Origin of the sequence: Pseudomonas sp. HB05, assembly GCF_016756915.1 — a bacterium.
Classification (GTDB): domain Bacteria; phylum Pseudomonadota; class Gammaproteobacteria; order Pseudomonadales; family Pseudomonadaceae; genus Aquipseudomonas; species Aquipseudomonas alvandae.
This window is the reverse complement of the sequence record NZ_JAESPG010000020.1, coordinates 1-18,646: the sequence shown is the minus strand read 5'-3', so window position 1 is coordinate 18,646 and position 18,646 is coordinate 1. Positions and strand designations below refer to the sequence as shown.

Annotated in this window: 12 protein-coding genes, 1 tRNA gene and 2 pseudogenes; 11 read left to right on the top strand and 4 right to left on the bottom strand. The window is 62.3% G+C overall.

The window, feature by feature from the left end:
- Positions 1-156: 156 nt before the first annotated feature.
- Positions 157-2,262, top strand: a complete 2,106-nt coding sequence (gene pnp / locus JMN22_RS18030) for a polyribonucleotide nucleotidyltransferase (RefSeq protein ID WP_030139794.1) — start codon at positions 157-159, stop codon at positions 2,260-2,262.
- A gap of 125 nt (positions 2,263-2,387) precedes the next feature.
- Positions 2,388-2,463 (top strand) — tRNA-Thr (locus JMN22_RS18025).
- A 10-nt stretch (positions 2,464-2,473) separates the two neighbouring features.
- On the opposite strand, the gene JMN22_RS18020 is transcribed toward JMN22_RS18025, so the two are convergent.
- Positions 2,474-3,022 (bottom strand): hypothetical protein, encoded by a 549-nt coding sequence (locus JMN22_RS18020; RefSeq protein WP_030139795.1) that lies wholly within the window; start codon positions 3,020-3,022, stop codon positions 2,474-2,476.
- Positions 3,023-3,324: 302 nt separating this feature from the next.
- Between JMN22_RS18020 and JMN22_RS18015 the strand changes: the two genes are divergently transcribed.
- Positions 3,325-3,630, top strand: a complete 306-nt coding sequence (locus tag JMN22_RS18015) for a DUF6388 family protein (RefSeq protein WP_198797615.1) — start codon at positions 3,325-3,327, stop codon at positions 3,628-3,630.
- An 88-nt stretch (positions 3,631-3,718) separates the two neighbouring features.
- Here the strand turns inward: JMN22_RS18015 and nadC are convergent, their stop codons facing one another.
- Entirely contained in the window at positions 3,719-4,567 is an 849-nt protein-coding gene (nadC, locus tag JMN22_RS18010) for a carboxylating nicotinate-nucleotide diphosphorylase (RefSeq protein WP_030139797.1), read from the bottom strand.
- Positions 4,568-4,800: 233 nt separating this feature from the next.
- Between nadC and JMN22_RS18005 the strand changes: the two genes are divergently transcribed.
- The 5 genes and pseudogenes from JMN22_RS18005 to JMN22_RS26870 form a co-directional block, all read left to right on the top strand.
- Entirely contained in the window at positions 4,801-7,011 is a 2,211-nt protein-coding gene (locus JMN22_RS18005) for a DUF1631 domain-containing protein (protein WP_030139798.1), read from the top strand.
- 64 nt (positions 7,012-7,075) lie between these two features.
- On the top strand, positions 7,076-7,636 hold the full coding sequence (ampD, locus tag JMN22_RS18000) for a 1,6-anhydro-N-acetylmuramyl-L-alanine amidase AmpD (protein WP_198797614.1): 561 nt from the start codon (positions 7,076-7,078) through the stop codon (positions 7,634-7,636).
- Entirely contained in the window at positions 7,633-8,469 is an 837-nt protein-coding gene (gene ampE, locus JMN22_RS17995; RefSeq protein WP_030139800.1) for a regulatory signaling modulator protein AmpE, read from the top strand. Before ampD ends, ampE begins: the two co-directional genes overlap by 4 nt.
- A 328-nt stretch (positions 8,470-8,797) precedes the next feature.
- Positions 8,798-9,937: pseudogene (locus JMN22_RS26875) on the top strand (HAMP domain-containing protein); the annotation flags it as partial.
- A gap of 285 nt (positions 9,938-10,222) precedes the next feature.
- A pseudogene (locus tag JMN22_RS26870) lies at positions 10,223-10,795 on the top strand (methyl-accepting chemotaxis protein); the annotation flags it as partial.
- Between the two features lie 121 nt (positions 10,796-10,916).
- Here JMN22_RS26870 and JMN22_RS17985 read toward each other — a convergent pair.
- On the bottom strand, positions 10,917-11,693 hold the full coding sequence (locus JMN22_RS17985) for a TatD family hydrolase (protein ID WP_198797613.1): 777 nt from the start codon (positions 11,691-11,693) through the stop codon (positions 10,917-10,919).
- Between the two features lie 16 nt (positions 11,694-11,709).
- On the bottom strand, positions 11,710-12,705 hold the full coding sequence (gene cra / locus JMN22_RS17980) for a catabolite repressor/activator (RefSeq protein ID WP_030139803.1): 996 nt from the start codon (positions 12,703-12,705) through the stop codon (positions 11,710-11,712).
- A 289-nt stretch (positions 12,706-12,994) separates the two neighbouring features.
- On the opposite strand from cra, the gene ptsP reads away from it, so the two are divergent.
- From ptsP to JMN22_RS17965, 3 genes are read left to right on the top strand one after another with little or no spacing between them, the layout of a single operon-like run.
- Entirely contained in the window at positions 12,995-15,859 is a 2,865-nt protein-coding gene (gene ptsP, locus JMN22_RS17975; protein WP_198797612.1) for a phosphoenolpyruvate--protein phosphotransferase, read from the top strand.
- Complete coding sequence (gene pfkB, locus JMN22_RS17970) at positions 15,859-16,800, top strand: 1-phosphofructokinase (protein WP_030139805.1); 942 nt, start codon at positions 15,859-15,861, stop codon at positions 16,798-16,800. Before ptsP ends, pfkB begins: the two co-directional genes overlap by 1 nt.
- Positions 16,801-16,814: 14 nt before the next feature.
- The gene (locus JMN22_RS17965; RefSeq protein ID WP_198797611.1) at positions 16,815-18,560 is read left to right on the top strand and encodes a PTS fructose-like transporter subunit IIB; all 1,746 of its coding nucleotides are present in this window, start codon (positions 16,815-16,817) and stop codon (positions 18,558-18,560) included.
- The last annotated feature ends 86 nt before the right edge of the window (positions 18,561-18,646 follow it).

The window sequence follows — 18,646 nt, the reverse complement described above, 5'->3', positions numbered from 1 at the left end:
TCAGTGGGTTTCCGCTGGTGCATGGCAGGCTCCCAGCCTCAAGTTTTATCTGGATACACGTTTTACCCTGGACAAACGTCGGGCCGACTCCCGCCATTGCCCAAGAATTTCGCAAGAAGACAAGTTCCCCAAGAGCCACAAAGAAGGTAGGACACCGTGAACCCGGTAATCAAAAAATTCCAGTTCGGTCAGTCGACCGTTACCCTCGAGACTGGCCGTATCGCCCGTCAGGCCTCCGGCGCAGTGCTGGTCACCGTTGACGACGACGTCAGCGTATTGGTGACCGTTGTCGGTGCCAAGCAAGCCGATCCGGGCAAGGGCTTTTTCCCTCTGTCCGTCCACTACCAGGAAAAGACTTACGCTGCCGGTAAGATCCCTGGCGGTTTCTTCAAGCGCGAAGGCCGTCCTTCCGAGAAAGAAACCCTGACTTCCCGACTGATCGACCGTCCGATCCGTCCGCTGTTCCCAGAAGGCTTCATGAACGAAGTGCAGGTTGTCTGCACCGTCGTGTCCACCAGCAAGAAAACCGATCCGGACATCGCTGCGATGATCGGTACCTCGGCTGCCCTGGCGATCTCCGGCATTCCTTTCGATGGTCCGATCGGCGCTGCCCGCGTTGCGTTCCACGAGAGCACCGGCTACCTGCTGAACCCGACCTACGAGCAGTTGAAGGCTTCCAGCCTGGACATGGTCGTGGCCGGTACTTCCGAAGCCGTGCTGATGGTTGAATCCGAAGCCAAAGAGCTGACCGAAGACCAGATGCTGGGCGCCGTGCTGTTTGCCCACGACGAGTTCCAGGTGGTGATCAACGCCGTCAAGGAACTCGCCGCCGAAGCCGCCAAGCCAACCTGGACCTGGGCTCCACAGCCAGAAGCCACTGAGCTGCTGGGCGCGATCCGTGCCGAGTTCGGCGACGCGATCTCCCAGGCCTACACCATCACCATCAAGGCCGACCGTTATGCGCGCCTGGGTGAGCTGAAAGACCAGGTCGTTGCCAAGTTCTCCGGCGAAGAAGGTCAGCCATCGGCCAGCGACGTCAAGGCTGCTTTCGGTGAAATCGAATACCGCACCGTTCGCGAAAATATCGTCAACGGCAAGCCACGTATCGACGGTCGCGACACCCGCACCGTACGTCCGCTGAACATCGAAGTCGGCGTCCTGCCGAAGACTCACGGTTCGGCACTGTTCACCCGTGGCGAAACCCAGGCCCTGGTCGTTGCAACATTGGGCACCGCCCGTGACGCGCAACTGCTCGACACCCTGGAAGGCGAAAAGAAAGACCCGTTCATGCTGCACTACAACTTCCCGCCGTTCTCGGTGGGCGAGTGTGGTCGCATGGGTGGCGCCGGTCGCCGCGAAATCGGCCACGGCCGTCTGGCCCGTCGTTCGGTCCAGGCCATGCTGCCAGCCGCTGACGTATTCCCGTACACCATCCGTGTGGTCTCGGAAATTACCGAATCCAACGGTTCGAGCTCGATGGCTTCGGTCTGCGGCGCTTCCCTGGCCCTGATGGACGCTGGCGTACCGATGAAGGCGCCGGTTGCCGGTATCGCGATGGGTCTGGTCAAGGAAGGCGAAAAGTTCGCTGTCCTGACCGACATCCTGGGTGACGAAGACCACCTGGGCGACATGGACTTCAAAGTGGCCGGTACCGCCAAGGGCGTTACCGCACTGCAGATGGACATCAAGATCAAGGGCATCACCGAAGAGATCATGGAAATCGCCCTGGGCCAAGCCCTGGAAGCGCGCCTGAACATCCTCGGCCAGATGAACCAGATCATCGGTCAGTCCCGTACCGAACTGTCGGAAAACGCTCCGACCATGATCGCGATGAAAATCGACACCGACAAGATCCGTGATGTCATCGGTAAAGGCGGCGCGACCATCCGTGCGATCTGCGAAGAAACCAAGGCTTCGATCGACATCGAAGACGACGGTTCGATCAAGATCTTCGGCGAAACCAAGGAAGCGGCAGAAGCAGCACGCCAGCGCGTCTTGGGCATCACCGCGGAAGCCGAGATCGGCAAGATCTACGTCGGCAAGGTCGAGCGCATCGTCGACTTCGGCGCGTTCGTCAACATCCTGCCGGGCAAGGACGGCCTGGTCCACATCTCCATGCTGAGCGATGCTCGCGTCGAGAAAGTGACCGACATCCTGAAAGAAGGCCAGGAAGTGGAAGTGCTGGTACTGGACGTGGACAACCGCGGCCGTATCAAGCTGTCCATCAAGGACGTCGCGGCAGCCAAGGCATCGGGCGTTTAATCAGCCCCTCGCTTAGCCACTGAACAAGCAAACGCCCCGACTGGTTCGGGGCGTTTTGCTGTGTGGCGAAAATCACTGCCAGGCAGGTTGCCTGGCTACAGGGGACGGTGCTAGTTTTAGCCACCGCCCGTGTAGCTCAGTCGGTAGAGCAGCGCACTCGTAACGCGAAGGTCGCAGGTTCGATTCCTGTCTCGGGCACCATCCCCCCTCGTTATTTCACCTTCCTGCTCAGTTCCTCGACCGTGCGTTTAAGCTGGCTCATCTCGCTGTCCTGATCACTGAGTTCCCGTTTCAGGGACGAAATCTCGCTATTGCTCGAACTCGAACTGGAGCCGCTATTGCGCTTGAGTTCTTCCACCTGCTTGCCAAGATCCTTCAGATCGCTTTCCTGTTCCTTGATGGTGCGCTTGAGCTCGTCGATCTCCCGGCTGCTGGAGGTGGAGCTGGATCCACTGTTGTGCTTGAGTTCTTCGATTTGTCGAGCCTGTTCGCTGAGCGTGCGCTTCTGGTTTTCCAGTTCGGCGGCGTTGTCCTTCACGGTTTTTGGCAGGTCTTCCAGCGCGCTGGCGTTGATGTGGGTCTTGACCAGTACGTACTTGTCAGATTGGTCATAACGAAGGGCAGGGATGACGTCGACGTAGGACAACCCATCGGAGGAGACTTCAACAGCAGCTTGGGCAGCACCGGCCAAAGTCAGGCTGCCGAGCAGCAAGGTCGCGGTAGCAAGTTGAGTCGACGAACGTTTCGAAAAGCTGCGCATCACTGGGTTCCTTGTGAAGTACCGATATGGCACATAGCTATGACTGATTGTTTCGACAGATGTTCCAAGGCCTACCGAGCTTCTTCTGCATGGCTTTTTTTGTGGGACAGATGTAAAGAGCCGTGTAAATCGTCGGCGAAACGTCCTATATTCGTTACCTGCATGAGCATCGCCCAGCAGTTTTCAGATGATCCACGAATGGTTCTGAAGGCCAGGTAAACCGGGCTTCCAACGGCTTCCTGCGTCAGAGAGATCCTTGATGATCCAGATCCATCTTCCATTCCCAGATCAGCGAGAACGCCATGACCGTTAAAGAATTGAGTCAAGAAGCCAGGCACGAAGAAGCCCTGGAAAAGTACTTGAAAGAAACGCCGCAACTGCGGGATGAGATCAAGGACCTGTCCGCCGACGATCAGAAAGACCAGATCAAATGGGCGTTCGAAGACGAGGCTGAAGCCCAGGGGCTGCAGCCTTGGGAGTTGACGCTCAAGTACACCAGCACTCCTGAGGAATTCGAGGCGCAGCGCCTTGCCTTGCACAAGGAGGCGGCCGAGGTGTTGGGTGTGGAATGGGATGAATATTGCGAGATGAACAATCTTGTAGTTTAAAAGCAGCTACAAGCTACAAGCTACAAGCTACAAGCTGCAAGACAAGCACGGAGCGGCTTGAAGCTTGCAGCTTGAGGCTTGAAGTTGCTCAGAGACTGAGCCGCATCGACAAGTCGATGGCCTTCACATCCTTGGTCATCGCCCCGATGGAAATATAGTCCACGCCAGTCTCGGCGATCGGGCGCAACGTGCTTTCGTTGATGCCGCCGCTGGCCTCCAGTTTCGCCTTGCCGCCGTTCAGGCGCACCGCTTCGCGCATGTCGTCCAGGCTCAGTTCGTCGAGCATGATGATGTCGGCGCCGGCCGCCAGTGCTTCTTTCAATTCCGCCAGGCTTTCCACTTCGACTTCCACCGGTTTGCCCGGTGCGATCTGATGGGCGGCGCTGATGGCCTGGGCAATCCCACCGCAAGCGGCAATGTGGTTTTCCTTGATCAGGAACGCGTCGTACAAGCCGATGCGGTGGTTATGACAGCCGCCGCAGGTGACCGCGTATTTTTGTGCCAGGCGCAGCCCCGGAAGGGTCTTGCGGGTGTCCAGCAGCTTGACCTGGGTGTCAGCGACGAAGTCCGCCAGGTAGCGAGCCCGGGTGGCGACGCCGGAAAGCAACTGCAGGAAATTCAGCGCGCTGCGCTCACCCGTCAGCAGTGAGCGGGCCGGGCCTTCGAGGTGGAACAGCGCCTGGTCAGGGGCCGCCCGGTCACCGTCACGTACTTGCCAATGCACCGCAACACGCGGGTCCAATTGCCGGAAAACCGCGTCCACCCAGGCCGTCCCACTGATGACGGCGGCTTCACGGGTGATGATGGTGGCCTTCGCCAGGCGCTCGGCGGGAATCAGTTGCGCAGTGATGTCGCCGCTGCCGATGTCTTCCAGCAGCGCGCGGCGCACGTTGGCTTCGATTTCGGCGGTCAGGTCGGCGAGACGTAGATTCGGCATAACGGGCTCCACAAACAAAGTGGCCGGATTATATCCGCTTGGGGCTTGTTGGCTTGCATTTGGTCGCCTGCTCGCAACATTTACCCGAAATGCCGGTCATTTATTGCGATCTCTTTGAGCCGGTTCACAGAGTCCTCTGGTGTGACGGGCTCTTTTTACCTGATAATCCGCCTTTCGATTGACGTCATGACTTTGACGTCGCGAACCGAAGAATGCCGTTTCAGGAGGCCAGGATGCACAACGACGGGAATGTAGTGCCTTTGCACAAGGTGCCTACCGACCAGGCGAATCGTTCGCCGCTCGCCCGCCTGCCTGTGATTCTGCTTCAGGTTCGCGACAAGGCGGCGCAGCAGTTGCGCGTTGGATTGCAAGGCCTGTTCGATAACGCCGATGACACGCTGTTCGAAATGGCCGATCGGGCGCGCAATGATGTCGAGCAGAACCTCTATTTCGAAGCCATGCGTGACCTGCGCCTCAAACGCAAAAGCATCGAACGGGAATTCCTCGAACAGTTTTTCGAGGCGTTTGTCAGCCTGGCCCAGTATGACCTTACCCAGGCGACCCTGGCGCCGGTGCTGGGTGCCATGGCGCCCCAGCCGAACCATGACGAGCTGGAGCGCCGCCTGGCGGTGGAAACCATGGTGGCCCGGGTGCTCAGCCGCGATGGCGTGTCGCTCGATCAACTCACGGCGCGGCTCAGTGTATTGCTGGACCGGCCGTTGGCGAACCAGCAGAACCCGTTGAGCCCGGCATTGCTGTGCGAGCATTTTCTCCAGGCCGGACGCAATCTCGGCGTGGGCATCAAGGTCAAGCTGATCCTGCTCAAGCTCTTCGAGCGTTATGTACTCAGCGAATGCGACCAGTTCTACGCCGAAGCCAATCAGTTGCTGGCCGCCACGGGTATCCTGTCGGACCTGAAGGCTGCTCCATCACGCCGGGCTTCGGATCGCGCCGAAGAAGCCCCTCGGCCCAGGGGCGACGGCGCCGTCCGGCCACGGGCGGAGGATGTCGATGACAGCGTGCACGAAGTGTTTGCCGCATTGCAGAAGCTGTTGGTCCAGGTGCGAGGCAGCGTCGCGCCGACCCTGGAACCGAGCGCGCCGGCCCAGCCGATCTCGACACGCGACCTGCTTCGCTTGCTGTCTCATTTGCAGCAATACGTGCCGGCGCCAGCGGTCCAGGACGATTTCGACCTGCGTAGCCAGCTCGAGCAGTTGTTGACCCGCGTCAGCGTCAAGAGCGGCAGGTCCCGTGTCGTCGATGGTGCCGATGAAGATGTGATCAACCTCATCGCGATGATGTTCGAATTCATTCTCGACGACCATAACCTGCCGGACGTCCTCAAGGCCTTGATCGGACGGCTGCAGATTCCCATGCTCAAGGTCGCCGTGCAGGACAAAAGCTTTTTCAGTCGCGGCAATCACCCGGCCCGCCGGCTGCTCAATGAAATCGCCGCCGCGGCGATGGGCTGGGGCGACTGTGACGATCACCAGCGCGACAGCCTCTACCAGCGCATCGAGCAGGTGGTGCAACGCTTGCTGAACGACTATGTCGACGATCCGGCAATATTTTCCGAAGTGCTGGCCGATTTCCTGGCATTTACCAGCGATGAGCGCCGTCGCAGCGAGTTGCTTGAACAACGCATCAGGGACGCCGAAGAAGGACGGGCCAAGGCTGAACTGGCTCGCCAGCGGGTCGAAGGGGCGCTGAACCAGATCATGCTGGGCAAGCTCCTGCCCCAGGCCGTGGTGGATTTCGTGCAACAGGCCTGGAGCCAGGTGTTGTTGCTGACGGGGTTCAAGCATGGCGAGCAGTCTGCCGAATGGCAGGCCGACGTATTGACCCTCGAACAACTGGTCTGGAGCGTCCAGCACCACGAAGAGCCTGATGCGGGCCTGCGCTTGTTGGCAATGGTGCCGGAATTGCTCAAGGCCTTGCGCGAAGGGCTGAGTCGTTCGGCGTTCGATCCGTTCGCCACCAGCGAGTTTTTCAGCGAGCTGGAAGTGCTCCATGTCCAGGCCCTACAAAGGTTGGGCCAGGTGACGGAGCAGGACGAACCCACCGATTTGCCGGTCATGGTCGAAGTGGCGGAGCCCATCGTCCTGCGCACGGCGCCGAAGACGCCGACGGAAGAGCCGACCGTGCGCCTGCCAGCCGATGACGTGGGCCTGCTGCAAGTCGATCAATTGCGCCTGGGAAGTTGGGTGGAGTTCCAGGAAGACGAAGACAACAGCCTTCGCTGCAAGCTGGCGGCAATCATCCAGGCCACCGGCAAATACGTCTTCGTCAATCGCACCGGCCTCAAGGTCCTGGAGCACAGCCGCACCAGCCTGGCCCTGGAGTTCCGCCGGGGAGCGGCGCGGTTGCTGGACGATACCTTACTGTTCGACCGGGCGCTCGAGTCCGTGCTGGGTAACCTGCGCCAACTCAATCGCGGCAAGTGATCGCGCAGCCCGGTCCGATCGCGGCATACTGACGGGATTCTCCGTCGTCATCGAAGGAACCTGTATGCAGCTGGACTCCGCGAGCGGTTGGTGCGATGGCGCGCGTCATTGCCCTTCGCCCAATTTCAATGCGCGCCCCGAGGGCGAAATTTCCCTGCTGGTCATCCACAACATCAGCTTGCCGCCGGCACAGTTCGCTACCGGCAAAGTGCAGGAATTTTTCCAGAATCGCCTGGATGTCACGGAACATCCCTACTTTGCCGGTATTGCCGACCTGCGCGTCTCTGCGCATTTCCTGATCGAACGTGACGGCGCCGTGACCCAATTTGTCTCTTGTGTGGATCGTGCGTGGCACGCGGGCGTTTCGTGCTTCGAGGGGCGGGAGACCTGTAATGACTTTTCCGTGGGCATCGAGCTGGAAGGTACCGATGATATTCCTTTCACCGATGCACAATATTTCTCCCTCGTGGAACTGACCCGGCAGTTGCAGGCAGCGTTTCCGGCGATCACGGTGCAGCGTATTTGCGGGCACAGCGACATCGCCCCGGGGCGCAAGACCGATCCGGGACCGGCATTCGACTGGGCGCGCTACCGCACGGCCCTGACAGGAGGGGAAGGACAATGAGTTTTCTGGTGTTGCTGCTGGCGGTCTGGATCGAGAAGTTCTCGGCCTTGCGCCAGCGGGTCCAGCGTGACGGCGGCTGGCTGGGCGAGCTGAACAGGCTCGAGGCGAGCCCGCGCTGGGGCAATCGGCCTTGGCTGGTGTTGGTGGCGATGGTCCTGCTGCCGGTGGCGGCGCTGGCGTTGCTGCTTTGGGTGCTGGATCCGGTGGCCTATGGGTTGCTGGCGCTGCCGGTGCACCTGTTGGTGGTGATCTATAGCCTGGGCCGCGGTGATCTATTGGCTGCTCTCGGGCCGTTCCGCGATGCGTGGCGGCGTGAGGACCTGCAAGCGGCGGCTCACGTGGCCAAGCGCGACTTGAATATCGACGCCGACGGCAGCGAGCAATTGCTGGAGCGGGTACAGAGACACTTGCTGTGGCAGGCCTACCAGAGCTTTTTCGCGGTGATCTTCTGGTACTTCCTGCTGGGCCCTGTGGCTGCCCTGAGTTATCGGTTGCTGGCGCTGGCCGCTGAACACAGCCAGAACCCTGGCGTGGCGGAGCGTGCAGCGCAGCTGCGTCATGCCTTCGACTGGGTGCCAGTGCGGTTGCTGGCAGCGAGCTTTGCCTTGGTGGGCAACTTCGTGGCGGTCAGCCGAGTCATGCTGCATGAGCTGCTGAACTGGAACATCAGCGCCGCCGACCTCATCGACAAAGTTGGCCTGGTGGCCGGCGAGATTCCCACGCCCGTCGCCGGGCCGGATGGTATCAACAGCCTGGATCGGCTCTGGGAATTGCTGCTGCGCGCGGCGGTGCTCTGGTATGCCGGGTTTGCGTTGTGGACGGTGTTGGCCTGATCAAACCAGTCAAGCGGTGGCGAGGCGCTGATGTGGCGAGGGAGCTTGCTCCCGCTCGGCTGCGCAGCAGTCGTCAACCAGGACAAAAGCGATCTCCCTGAAGGAAGCCCCAAGGCCTGCTTCGCAGGCCAGCGGGAGCAAGCTCCCTCGCCACAGGACCGTCTGCCCTCGTTAACCTTAAGTTACAAATCTCCCCGTCGTTTTAGGCTATACAGTGGCAGCGCCCGCATAGTGGCTTTCTGCTGCTTTCGCGTGCCAGTCCCATAAAAATAAAAAACTACCGGGAGGCTTCCTTGTGAAGAGTTTGCTCTGGCCCGCCGTCGCCCTGATGAACCGCCTGAGCTTCGGCATGAAGTTCAGCCTGATCAGTGTCCTATTCCTGCTGCCGATGCTGGTGACCAACTTCTTTCTGGTGCGCGATGCCTACCGGGAATTCCAGGGCACGCAAGTGGAGCTGCAAAGCCTTGACCTGCTGGGCAGTAGCCTGACGCTGCGCCGGGACCTGGAGACGTTGAACAATCTGGTGCAGATCAATGCCAGCCTCGGCCAGTCCGGCAAGGCCGGCGACGTGGAGGCGAAGATAACGGCGCTTGAGCAAAAGGTTCTCGCGCGGTTGCAAGGCATGACGGCCATGGCCATGGAGCCCGAGCAGGTCAGTGCCTTCGATGCCAAGCGCGACGAGATGATCGCGGCCTTCAAGGCCCAACAGGCCGAAAACTCCCTGCAAAGCAAAAGCGCCTTGATTGGCAGCCTGCTCAACAAGGCGCAGATATTCGGCCAGATCATCGCCAGCCAGGCGGGCCTGAGCCGTGATAACCAGGGCGACATCCGTCAGCTCAGCGACCTCGTCATTGCCGTGACACCCAACGTCACCCAGACCCTGGGCGACGGTCGCGCGCTGGGCGCTTCGTCGCTGGGGCTGGGCTTTCTCAATTCCGCGTCGAGTACTCGGTTCGACGAGTTGCTGGTGCAGATCGAGAAGCTCCAGGGCGAATATGATCTGAAACTGCAGGATGCCCTGGGCTCGAGCAAGGCGGCCGGGCAAGTACTTGCCGATCAGGCCGCAGGCAGTAAGAGCACCCTCAAGCAGGCCGCCGAGCTGATTGAAAACCAGGTCGTCATGGCAGATACCCTTGACGCGCCATGGCCTGCATTCTTCGAACAAGTCAGCGGGCTGATGGAGCAGACCTATCGGCTGAACGAGCAAACGCTGGCTTTTCTCGATGTGCAACTGCAGCACCGCCTGGAGCAGAACCGCAGCCACATGGTGCTGCAAGCCGTGGCGCTGGCTGCGGTGTTCCTGCTGATCTTTTACCTGTACGCCGGTTTCTACGCTTCGACGCGCACTACGCTCAAACATTTGGGCGCGATGATGGACAAGGTCGCGGCGGGTGACATGACGGTCAATTTCGTCGCCCGCAGCAAGGATGAGTTGGGCGAGTTGGGCGAGGTATTCAACGGCACGGTGGCGAAGATCCATGACTTGATCGAGCAAGTCGGCCGCACCGTCGCCGAGGTCGAGCGCCAGGCGGGGCAGGTGGAAACGGTATCGGCCCAGAGCAACCTGGCCGTCGCCGGCCAGCGAAGCCAGATCGAGCTGGTCGCCACGGCGATGAATCAGATGTCCGCCACGGCCCAGGAAGTCGCCCGCAGCGCCGCGGCGGCGGTCAGCAGCGCCCACAGCGTGAACGACGAAACCCTCAGCGGGCGGGGCTTGGTGGAGTCCCAGCAGGGCAGCATTGCGCGGCTGGCCAGTGAAATCGACCAGTCAGTGCAGGTGATCAATCAATTGGCGACTGACAGCCAGTCCATCAGCCGCGTCCTGGATGTGATCAAGAGCATCGCCGAGCAGACCAACCTGCTGGCCCTCAACGCCGCTATCGAAGCCGCCCGGGCCGGTGAGCAAGGGCGCGGGTTCGCCGTGGTGGCCGATGAGGTGCGGACCCTGGCCAAGCGGACGCAGCAGTCGACCGAAGAAATCGAAGCAATGATCAGCCGCCTGCACGGCGGCGTGGGTGCCGCCGTCAAGGCGATGGGCACCAGTCATGAAATGGCCAGCGGCACGGTGGGGCAATCGGAGAAAGTCCAGCAGGCGCTGGAAAACATTCTTGGCGCGGTCGGCATGATCGTCGACCAGAACCAGCAGATCGCCGCTGCGGTGGAACAGCAGACTGCCGTCGCCCATGACATCGACCAGAACATCGTCGAGATCAACCGCGCCGGCGAACGCACCGCCGAAGGCGCCCACCAGACCGAAGACGCCAGCCGCGAATTGTCCGCCCAGGTGGTGCAGCTCAAGCAACTGATCAATGCGTTTCGGGTGTGATTTCCGCTGATTCACCGCAGGTCCAATGTGGGAGCGAGCTTGCTCGCGATGGCGTCAGATCAGCCGACATCGATGTTGACTGATACACCGCCATCGCGAGCAAGCTCGCTCCCACAGGTTTTTACCAGTTGAACAATTGGCGGGCGTTGGCGGTACTGGCCTCGGCCAGTCGCTCAGGCGTCACCGCCATGATCGCCGCCAGCGCCTCACAAATCGCCGGCAAATGCGCCGGGCTGTTGCGCTCGCCAGGAAACATCGCCGGGGCCATGTCCGGTGAGTCGGTCTCCAGCACCACCGCATCCAGCGGCAGTTTCGGCAGTACCCGATGCATGCGCAGGGCCTGCGGCCATGTGGCCGCGCCGCCGAGGCCGAGCTTGAAGCCGAGCTTGATGTACTCGCGAGCCTCTTCGAAGCTGCCGGCAAAGGCGTGGATGATGCCGGCCCGCGCCGGGCAGATGCGTTTGAGTGTCGCGATCACGGCGGCGTGGCTGCGGCGCACATGGATCAGCGCTGGCAACTCGAACTCCACGGCCAGTTCCAGCTGCGCTTCGAACAGCGCTTGCTGGCGGTCGCGATCGAGGGACTCGACGTAATAGTCCAGGCCGATTTCACCCACAGCGCATAGCTGCCGATGCCCCGCCAGGCGGGTCAGCCATTCACGCAACTGCGCAAGATCATCGTCGTGATGCTGATCGAGATACACCGGATGCAAGCCCAGCGCGGCATGCAGGTGCGGGTCGCTTTGCACCAGATCCCAGACGCGTTGCCAGTTGTCCCGGTACACCCCGAGTACCACCATTTCCCGGACGCCCAGGGCGCGGCTTTCGGCCAGCAGCGCCGGCCGGTCCACGTCGAAATCGGGAAAGTCCAGGTGGGTGTGGGTGTCGATCAGTTCCATGTGGAATTCCGACGCTTCAGCCTTGGTGAATGCGCTGTTTGAACGTGCGCGCAATCGCCTGGACACCGGGTTGGTAATCATCGTTCTCGATGGCCGCCAGCGCCAGCTCCAAGGCTTTTTCGGCGATCAGTTGATGCTGCTGGGACATGGCGTTGACCGGCAGTGGCAGGAAATCCAATAGTTGTGTGTCACCAAATGTACCCAGGCGCAGCGGCCGTGCCTTGAGTGGAAAATCATGCAGGGCATCGAACACCCCTTGCAGCAGCACGTAGGAGGTGGTGATCAACGCATCGGGTAAATGGCCCAGGCGCGCGAGCATTTCGTCCATCATCTGGCGACCGCATTCACGGCTGAACGACTCGCCATGTTCGATCAGGACCTGGCCTTCGAAACCTTCCAGCGCTTCGCGGAAACCGGCGGTCCGCTCCTGGCTTATGCTCAGTTCGGGGCGGGCGCTGATCAGCGCGATCTGCCGTGGGTTCGTCTCCAGCAGGCTGCGGGTCAGTTGCAGGCTGGCCTGGCGGTCATCGCTGATCACCGAGCAGAAATGCGTGGGCTCCATCACCCGGTCGATGGCGATGATCGGAATACCCTTGGCCTGCAATTGACGGTAGCTGTCGTCCTCGGCGGGCAGGCAACTGGCGACGATCAGCGCATCGCAGCGCCGGGCGCGGAACAGTTGCAACAGTTGCCGCTCGCTGTCGGGCGCATCGTCGGAGCTGGCGATCAGCAGTTGGTAGCCTCGGGCGCGCGCCCCTTGTTCGAGCAATTTGGCGATACGCGCATAGCTGGGGTTTTCCAGGTCCGGCAAGATGAAACCCAAAGTGCGGGTATGCCGGCTGCGCAATCCGGCAGCCTGGGGGTTGGGCGTGAAGCCATGCTCTTCGACCACCGCCCGCACCCGTTCGACGGTCGCGTTGCTGATGCGTTGCTGTTCGGCCTTGCCGTTGATGACGTAGCTGGCGGTGGTCACGGACACACCGGCGAGCTGGGCGATATCACTGAGTTTCAACCCGGTTTTCCTTGTTTTTTCGAGTTTGCCCCGACAATGAAGGCTCATCCTACCCGATTCGGATCGATGGTCACCCTCCAGACGCTTTCGACAAGTTGCACTTCAAGGATGAGAGATTATCGAGTAACGTGCCAATCTTTCTAGATTAAACGTTTCAGCAGGCGTATTTTCAAGGCTCTCAGGTTTTTGGTCGGTGCTGCCGCGATACCGCCGGAAGCCGTTTTGCAACGCTAAGCTGATTCATTCAAAACAATACCTGGCGCCAACCGGACGCCAAAAAGGAGAAAGCATGCTCGAGCTCACTCTAGAGCAGATATCCATGGCCCAAGTGGCTGTGGATAAAGACGCCGCGCTGCAACTGCTCGCTGACAAACTGGTGGCCGATGGGCTGGTAGCCGAGGGCTACCTTGCCGGGTTGCAGGCCCGCGAGGCCCAGGGCTCGACCTTTCTTGGCCAAGGTATTGCCATCCCCCACGGTACACCGCAGACCCGCGACCTGGTGTATTCCACCGGCGTGCGCTTGCTGCAGTTTCCTGAAGGCGTGGACTGGGGCGATGGCCAGATCGTTTACCTGGCGATCGGCATCGCGGCCAAGTCCGACGAACACTTGCGCCTGCTGCAACTGCTGACCCGCGCCCTCGGCGAGACCGACCTGGGCCAGGCCCTGCGTCGCGCCGGTTCCGCCGAAGCGCTGCTGAAATTGCTGCAGGGCGCGCCGCAGGAGCTGGCGCTGGATGCGCAGATGATCGGCCTCGGTGTGTCGGCCGACGATTTCGAAGAATTGGTCTGGCGCGGCGCCCGTCTGTTGCGCCAGGCCGATTGCGTGAGCAACGGCTTTGCCGGCGTGTTGCAGCAGGTCGACGCGTTGCCCCTCGGCGACGGGCTCTGGTGGCTGCACAGCGAGCAGACCGTCAAGCGTCCGGGCCTGGCCTTCGTCACGCCGGACAAACCCATTCGTTACCTCGGCCAACCCTTGAGCGGATTGTTCTGCCTGGCCAGCCTCGGCGAGGCTCACCAAGCCTTGCTGGAAAGACTCTGCGCGTTGCTGATCGAAGGTCGCGGCCATGAATTGGGCCGCGCCACCAGCAGCCGCAAGGTCCTGGAAGTGCTGGGGGGCGAGTTGCCTGCCGATTGGCCCAGCGCGCGCATCGGCCTGGCGAATGCCCACGGGTTGCATGCCCGTCCGGCGAAGATCCTCGCCCAGTTGGCGAAAAGCTTCGAAGGCGAGATCCGCGTGCGTATCGTCGATGGCCAGGACAGCGCCGTGTCGGTGAAGAGCCTGAGCAAGCTGCTGAGCCTGGGCGCCCGTCGTGGTCAGGTCCTGGAGTTCATTGCCGAACCCGGCATTGCCGCCGACGCGTTGCCGGCGTTGCTCGCAGCCGTCGAAGAAGGTCTCGGCGAAGAAGTCGAACCGCTGCCGCCACCGAGCGCGCCACGGGAAACCACCATTGCCGAAGTTGCCACCGTGCTGCTCGCGCCGGAATCCGGCAGCCTGATCCAGGCCGTCGCCGCCGCGCCGGGTATCGCCATCGGTCCGGCGCATATCCAAGTGCTGCAAGACATCGAGTATCCACTGCGTGGCGAGTCCCCGGCGATCGAGCGCGAGCGCCTGCAAAAAGCCTTGAGCCAGGTGCGTCGGGACATCGAGGGCCTGATCGAGCGTGCCAAGGCCAAGGCCATCCGCGAGATTTTCATCACCCACCAGGAAATGCTCGACGACCCGGAACTGACCGACGAAGTCGACACCCGCCTGAAGCTGGGCGAGAGCGCACAAGCGGCGTGGATGGGCGTGATCGAGGCCGCCGCGAAAGAACAGGAAGCCTTGCAAGATGCCTTGCTCGCCGAGCGTGCCGCCGATCTGCGGGACGTCGGCCGCCGGGTGCTGGCGCAGTTGTGCGGCATCGAAACCCCGGCTGAACCCGAACAACCCTACATTCTGGTGATGGACGAAGTCGGCCCGTCCGACGTCGCCCGCCTCGATCCGGCGCGGGTGGCGGGGATTCTCACCGCACGCGGCGGCGCCACCGCCCACAGTGCCATCGTCGCCCGCGCCTTGGGCATCCCGGCCTTGGTGGGTGCAGGCGCTGCGGTGTTGCTGTTGGCGCCGGGCACGTCATTGCTGCTGGACGGCCAACGCGGTCGCCTGCATGTCGACCCGGACGCCGCCACGTTGCAGCGCGCCAAAGAGGAACGCGACACCCGCGAGCAGCGCCTCAAGGTCGCCGCCGAGCAACGGCACCAACCGGCGCTGACCCGTGACGGTCACGCCGTTGAAGTATTCGCCAACATCGGCGAAAGCGTCGGCGTCACCGGCGCGGTGGAGCAGGGCGCCGAAGGCATCGGCCTGTTGCGCACCGAGCTGATCTTCATGGCCCACACCGAGGCCCCGGACGAAGCGACCCAGGAAGCCGAATATCGCAAGGTGCTCGATGGCCTGGCCGGTCGGCCGCTGGTGGTGCGTACCCTTGACGTCGGCGGCGATAAGCCGCTGCCCTATTGGCCAATCGCCAAGGAAGAAAACCCGTTCCTCGGCGTGCGCGGCATCCGCCTGACCTTGCAGCGCCCGCATATCATGGAAGCGCAACTGCGGGCCTTGTTGCGCTCGGCGGACAACCGTCCGCTGCGGATCATGTTTCCCATGGTCGGCAGCGTCGACGAGTGGCGCCAGGCCCGGGACATGACCGAGCGACTGCGCCGGGAAATCCCCGTGGCGGACCTGCAGCTAGGGATCATGATCGAAGTACCGTCCGCCGCGTTGCTGGCGCCGGTGCTCGCCAAGGAAGTCGACTTCTTCAGCGTCGGCACCAACGACCTGACCCAATACACCCTGGCGATCGACCGGGGTCACCCGACCCTGTCGGCCCAGGCCGATGGCTTGCACCCAGCGGTGCTGCAACTGATCGACATCACCGTGCGCGCCGCCCATGCCCATGGCAAATGGGTCGGCGTGTGCGGCGAGCTGGCGGCCGATCCGCTGGCCGTGCCGGTGCTGGTGGGCCTGGGCGTGGACGAGTTGAGTGTCTCGGCCCGCAGCATTGCCGAGGTCAAGGCGCGGGTCCGCGAATTGAGCCTGGCGCACGTACGAACCCTGGCTCAAGAGGCCTTGGCCGTGGGCAGCGCCGATGATGTGCGCGCATTAGTGGAGGCGCTGTAATGGCGAAGATTCTTACCCTGACCCTCAACCCGGCGCTCGACCTCACGGTGGAATTGGCGCGCCTGGAACCGGGCCAGGTCAACCGCAGCGACGGCATGCACGCCCATGCCGCCGGCAAGGGCGTGAACGTGGCGCAGGTGTTGGCGGATCTCGGCCATACGCTGACCGTCAGCGGTTTTCTCGGCGAAGACAACGCCCAGGTGTTCGAGACATTGTTCGCCCAGCGTGGCTTTGTCGACGCGTTTATCCGCGTTCCCGGTGAAACCCGCAGCAACATCAAGCTGGCCGAACAGGACGGGCGCATCACTGACCTCAACGGCCCTGGCCCGATGGTCGATGAAGCCGCACAACAAGCGTTGCTGGCGCGCCTCGAACAAATCGCCCCTGGCCATGACGCCGTGGTCGTCGCCGGCAGCTTGCCCCGGGGCGTCAGTCCGCAATGGCTGCAGGCGCTGATCACACGGTTGAAAAAGCTTGGCCTGAACGTTGCCCTCGACACCAGCGGCGAAGCCTTGCGCGTTGCGCTGGCGTCGGGGCCATGGCTGATCAAGCCCAATACCGAGGAACTGGCCGATGCGCTGGGGTGCGATGTGGTCACGGAATTGGCCCAAGCCCAGGCGGCGCAGCGCCTGCATGCCCAAGGCGTCGAGCACGTGGTGATTTCCCACGGCGCCGACGGTGTGAATTGGTTCAGCGTCGGTTCGGCGCTGCATGCCTCGCCGCCCAAGGTGACTGTCGCCAGTACCGTGGGCGCGGGCGATTCGCTGCTGGCTGGCATGCTGCACGGATTGCTCGGAGCCCACGCGCCGGAGCAAACCCTGCGCACCGCGACGGCCATCGCTGCCATGGCGGTCACCCAGATCGGTTTTGGTATCCACGACACCGCGTTGCTGGCGTCGCTTGAACAGGGCGTGCGCGTGCGCCCCCTGACAGAACAATAAGAGGGTTCGCAAGAATGAAACTAGCCATTGTGACGGCCTGCCCGAACGGCATGGTCACCAGCGTGTTGTGCGCCCGCCTGCTGGACGCGGCAGCGCAGCGCCAGGGTTGGAGCACCAGTGTCGAAGTCCATGACGCGGCCCATCCTGAACGCCAATTGTCAGCCGCGACTCTGGAGTCGGCCGAGTGGGTGTTGCTGGTCACCAGCGGCCCGGTGGACCTGTCGCGGTTCGTCGGCAAGCGGGTGTTCCGCAGCACCCCGGCCCTGGCCCTGCAAGACGTTGACGCCGTGCTGCGTCGCGGTGCCGAAGAGGCCGAGGTACTGGGCGAGGCCGACGTGCTCGCCGAAGAACCTGCGCCATCGACCGAGCGTGCTCCGCGGCTGGTGGCCATTACCGCGTGCCCGACCGGCGTTGCCCACACCTTCATGGCCGCCGAAGCCTTGCAACAGGCCGCGGCACGCCTGGGTTATGACCTGAAGATCGAAACCCAGGGCTCGGTGGGAGCCCGCAATCCGCTCAGTCCCGAGGCGATTGCCGAGGCCGATGTGGTGTTGCTGGCGACCGACATTGAAGTCGCCACCGAGCGTTTCGCCGGCAAGAAGATCTACCGTTGCGGCACCGGCATCGCGTTGAAGCAGGCCGAAGCCACGCTGAAAAAAGCCTTGGCCGAAGGCCGGCAGGAAAGTGCCGCGAGCGGCGCCTCCGCAGGCCCGGCGAAGGCGGAAAAAAACGGCGTCTACAAACACTTGCTGACGGGCGTGTCGTTCATGCTGCCGATGGTGGTGGCGGGCGGCCTGATGATTGCCTTGTCGTTCGTGTTCGGCATCACCGCCTTCAAAGAGCCCGGCACCCTGGCGGCGGCGCTGATGCAGATCGGCGGCGACACCGCGTTCAAGTTGATGGTGCCGCTGCTGGCCGGCTACATCGCCTATTCCATCGCCGACCGGCCGGGCCTGGCCCCCGGCATGATCGGCGGACTGCTCGCCAGCACCCTGGGCGCCGGGTTCATTGGCGGGATCATCGCCGGCTTCCTCGCTGGCTACGCCGCCAAGGCGATCAACCGTTACGCGCGGCTGCCCCAGAGCCTGGAGGCGCTCAAGCCGATCCTGATCATTCCGTTGCTGGCGAGTCTGTTCACTGGCCTGGTGATGATCTACATCGTCGGCAAGCCGGTGGCGGGCATGCTCGAAGGGCTGACCCACTTCCTCGATAGCATGGGCACCACCAACGCGATCCTGCTGGGTGTGCTGTTGGGGGCAATGATGTGCGTCGACCTCGGCGGGCCGATCAACAAGGCAGCCTATGCGTTCTCGGTGGGGCTGCTGGCTTCCCAGAGTTACGCGCCAATGGCCGCGACGATGGCCGCCGGGATGGTACCGCCCATTGGCTTGGGCATCGCCACCTTCCTGGCCCGGCGCAAATTCGCCCAGACCGAACGCGAAGCCGGTAAAGCGGCGCTGGTGCTGGGGCTGTGCTTCATCTCCGAAGGCGCGATCCCGTTCGCGGCCAAGGACCCGTTGCGGGTAATCCCGGCCAGCATCGCCGGCGGCGCGCTGACCGGGGCGCTGTCGATGTACTTCGGCTGCAAGCTCATGGCACCGCACGGCGGGTTGTTCGTGATGCTGATCCCCAACGCCATCAACCATGCGCTGTTGTACTTGCTGGCGATCGTGGCGGGCGCGCTGTTGACGGGCGTGGCGTATGCGCTGCTCAAGCGGCCGGAAGTGGTGGAAATGGCGTTGGAGCCGGCGAAGGCCTGATTTAAGTCATACCCTACCTGTGGGAGCGGGCTTGCTCGCGAAGACGGTGTGTCAGACAACATTTTCGTTGACTGACACACCGTCTT

Bases quoted from the DNA above. Each gene is read 5' to 3' on its own strand.
- JMN22_RS18020 (WP_030139795.1), bottom strand. From the start codon at position 3,022: ATGCGCAGCTTTTCGAAACGTTCGTCGACTCAACTTGCTACCGCGACC.
- JMN22_RS18015 (WP_198797615.1), top strand. From the start codon at position 3,325: ATGACCGTTAAAGAATTGAGTCAAGAAGCCAGGCACGAAGAAGCCCTG.
- nadC (WP_030139797.1), bottom strand. From the start codon at position 4,567: ATGCCGAATCTACGTCTCGCCGACCTGACCGCCGAAATCGAAGCCAAC.
- JMN22_RS18005 (WP_030139798.1), top strand. From the start codon at position 4,801: ATGCACAACGACGGGAATGTAGTGCCTTTGCACAAGGTGCCTACCGAC.
- ampD (WP_198797614.1), top strand. From the start codon at position 7,076: ATGCAGCTGGACTCCGCGAGCGGTTGGTGCGATGGCGCGCGTCATTGC.
- ampE (WP_030139800.1), top strand. From the start codon at position 7,633: ATGAGTTTTCTGGTGTTGCTGCTGGCGGTCTGGATCGAGAAGTTCTCG.
- JMN22_RS17985 (WP_198797613.1), bottom strand. From the start codon at position 11,693: ATGGAACTGATCGACACCCACACCCACCTGGACTTTCCCGATTTCGAC.
- ptsP (WP_198797612.1), top strand. From the start codon at position 12,995: ATGCTCGAGCTCACTCTAGAGCAGATATCCATGGCCCAAGTGGCTGTG.
- pfkB (WP_030139805.1), top strand. From the start codon at position 15,859: ATGGCGAAGATTCTTACCCTGACCCTCAACCCGGCGCTCGACCTCACG.
- JMN22_RS17965 (WP_198797611.1), top strand. From the start codon at position 16,815: ATGAAACTAGCCATTGTGACGGCCTGCCCGAACGGCATGGTCACCAGC.